The organism is Pseudomonas sp. (assembly GCF_035277045.1).
In the GTDB taxonomy this organism is placed as follows: domain Bacteria; phylum Pseudomonadota; class Gammaproteobacteria; order Pseudomonadales; family Pseudomonadaceae; genus Aquipseudomonas.
Map to the genome: position 1 here is coordinate 1 of NZ_DATELE010000216.1, position 3,128 is coordinate 3,128.

Annotated in this window: 2 protein-coding genes; one reads left to right on the forward strand and one right to left on the reverse strand. The window is 66.0% G+C overall.

Annotated features, from left to right (window positions below):
• Nucleotides 1–1,387 (forward strand): sensor histidine kinase (locus VJS90_RS12325; protein WP_324121933.1); only part of this gene is annotated, 1,387 nt, incomplete at its 5' end.
• Here VJS90_RS12325 and VJS90_RS12330 read toward each other — a convergent pair.
• Nucleotides 1,384–3,128, reverse strand: a 1,745-nt coding sequence (locus VJS90_RS12330; protein ID WP_324121934.1) for a hybrid sensor histidine kinase/response regulator, incomplete at its 5' end; no start/stop codon positions are given. The two genes, VJS90_RS12325 and VJS90_RS12330, sit on opposite strands and share 4 nt — an antisense overlap.

A 3,128-nucleotide genomic window follows, 5' to 3' on the forward strand; every position in this document is an offset into this window, starting at 1 on the left:
GCTCGACACCGTCACCGAAACCACCGGCGCAGTGCTTTCCAACCGTCGCCTGGGCTTTCTCGATGAACTGGGACGCATGGTCACCGAGGCCACTGACCCTGGCGTGATCATGGCGACCACCACCCGCATGCTCGGCGAGCACCTGAAGCTCTCCAGCTGCGCCTATGCCCTGGTGGCGGCCGACGGGGATGCCTTCACCATCTGCGGCGACTGGGTCGCTCCAGGCTCTCCGCACCTGCTGGGTGAGTACCGCCTGGTTGACTTCGGGCGGATGGCGGTCAGCAAGCTGCGCGCCGGCCTGCCATTGGTGATCAACGACAACCTCAGCGAACTGCCGCCCGATGAAGCCGCGACCTTCCAGGCCATTGGCATCACGGCCACGATCTGCATGCCGCTGGTCAAGTCCGGGCGCCTTACCGCGCTGATGGCGATCCACGACAAGGTTCCACGTACGTGGACCTCCTACGACCTGGGGCTGCTCAGCGAAGTCACCGAGCGCTGTTGGGCGCATATCGAGCGGGTGCAATCGGACGCCGAGGTGCGCCAGACGCTGGCCGCGCTGGAAGCCCTGAACACCACGCTCGAGCAACGCGTCGAGCAACGCACCTCGCAGTTGCTGCACACTGAAGCCGTGCTGCGCCAGGCGCAGAAGCTCGAAGCCATGGGCCAGCTGACCGGCGGCGTTGCCCATGACTTCAACAACCTGCTCACGATCATCCGTTCCGCGCTGCATTTTCTGCAGCGCAAGGAGCTTGCCGAGGATCGCCGCGAACGCTACCTGAAGACGGTGGCCGACTCGGTCGAACGCGGTGCCAAGCTGACCGCGCAGCTGCTTGCCTTCGCGCGGCGCCAGGCGCTTACGCCGGAGGTCTTCGATGCCGGTCACCGGCTTGAGGCGATCGCGGACATCCTCGACACCGCCACCGGCGCGCGGGTGGAGGTGGAACTCGACCTGCCGGTCCATCCGTGCTTCATCCGCGCCGACCTGGGCCAGCTGGACACCGCGATCATCAACATGGCCATCAATGGCCGGGATGCCATGGATGGACAAGGCAAGCTGATCTTCAGGCTGCGGCCCGACCAGCGCATACCCTCGACCGTGGGTGACGAGATACACGCCACGTCGTTCGCTGCCATCTCGGTCATCGACACCGGCACCGGCATCCCGGCGCCACTGCTCGAACGGATTTTCGACCCCTTTTTCACCACCAAGGCCGCTGGCCAAGGCACGGGGTTGGGGCTGTCGCAGGTGTTCGGATTCGCCAAGCAATCGGGTGGTGACGTGCAGGTCAGCAGCCACGAAGGCCAGGGCACCACCTTCACCCTCTACCTGCCCCATGGCGTGCCCGATTCCTCGCAGGAGGGAGAGCCTGCCAGCACCGCCTAGTCCACGGCTTCCCGTCGGGACAGCAACTGCGCCAGGCTCTTGGCCAGCTCCGCCCGCCTGAACGGCTTGCGCAGCACCTCGAAGCCGCGGAGCTCGCGTGGGGTGAGGTTGGCATAGCCAGTGATGATCAGCACGGACAACCCGGGGAAGTGCTCGCGCAGTTCCTGAGCGAACTGTACGCCGGTCTTGTTCGCCATGATGTGGTCACTCACCAGCGCATCGGGCCTTAGCCCGTGCTCGATCAGTTGCAGGGCGTGCGCCGCATCGGCGGCTTCGGTGACCTCATAACCGAGGTCGCGCAGTTGCAGTCCCGTGGTGTGGCGCACGATCTCCTCGTCATCGACCAGCAGGACCCGGGTAGCACCTGGGGCCACCGGCACCTCGTGGGCATCGCTGTCAGGGGCTGTCGCCACGCTTTCACTGACTGGCAACCAGATCGTCGCTTCGGTGCCCTCCCCCGGCCTTGAGTGGATCGTGAAGCCGCCCCCCGATTGCAGTGCCAGGCCCTGAACCATCGGCAGGCCCAGGCCAGTGCCCTTGCCGATCGTCTTGGTGGAATAGAAAGGTTCGATGCAGCGTTTGAGCACCTCCTCGCTCATCCCGCTGCCACTGTCGCTCACCTGCAGCCAGACATAGCGCCCCACGGCCAGAGGCCCTTGCCGGCCGTCCTGCCGGCGTTCCACGCCTGCGCGCAGCAGCAAGCGCCCTCCCTCGCCCATGGCATCTCGGGCATTCACCACAAGGTTGAGAATCGCCAGTTCCAGCTGGTGGGGGTCGACCACCACCGCTGGCAGCGCAGGGTCGATGAAGGTCACCACCTCGATGGTCGGCCCGATCGAGCGGGACATCAGTTCCTGCATGTCGCTGACCAGTGCGGACAAGGCCACGGCCTGGGGCTTGAGCGTCTGCCGGCGAGCGAAGCTCAGCAGCCTTCCTACCAGCACCCTGGCCCGGTCTGCTGACTGCAGCGCGCCATCGATCAGCCGGGTGGAGCGCTCGTCGTCCTGGCGGCGGCGGATCAGCTCCAGCGAGGCGATGATGGGCGTCAGCATGTTGTTGAAGTCATGAGCGATGCCGCCAGTGAGCTGCCCGACCATTTCCATCTTGCGCGCCTCGTGCAGTTGCAGCATCGCCGCCTCGCGCTGCGCAAGCATGGCGGCCACGCGCGCCTCCAGGCTCTCGTTGAGCGCGACCAGCTCGGCCTCGGCGTTGATCCGCGCGGTCACATCGATGCTGACGCAGAGCATGCCCACCCGCCGCTGGTCATGGATCAGCGGGGTGATCGACGACTGCAACCAGACCTGACCGCCATCTGCGCGCGAGAACTGCTGGGTGATCTCCCACGGCGTGCCAGGATCTATCTGCTGGATGCTCGGCGACAGCCGGGCCGGTATCTGCGCCAGGCGCGCGCCCAGTACGCTGTCACGCGACTGGCCGAACATCTCGCAGTAGTGATCATTGACGCGCGTGGCGGTCCCGGCCGGGTCGCAGATGACAATCCCCGCATTAGCCTGCTCGAACACCGCCGCCAGTTGCACCGAGCTTGCGCGCAGGGCGCGTTCGGCCCTGGCATGGGTGATCGCCGACCAGACACGCTTTGCGGTCTCCTCGACCAGCTCGCGCGCGTCGTCGACAAATACATGAGGCGGCTGGAAGTGAACCGCGAGCATCGCCTCCAGGCTTCCGGAGCGCAGCACAGGCACATGCAGCGTGGAGGTGAGGTCCAGATTCGACTCCCGCT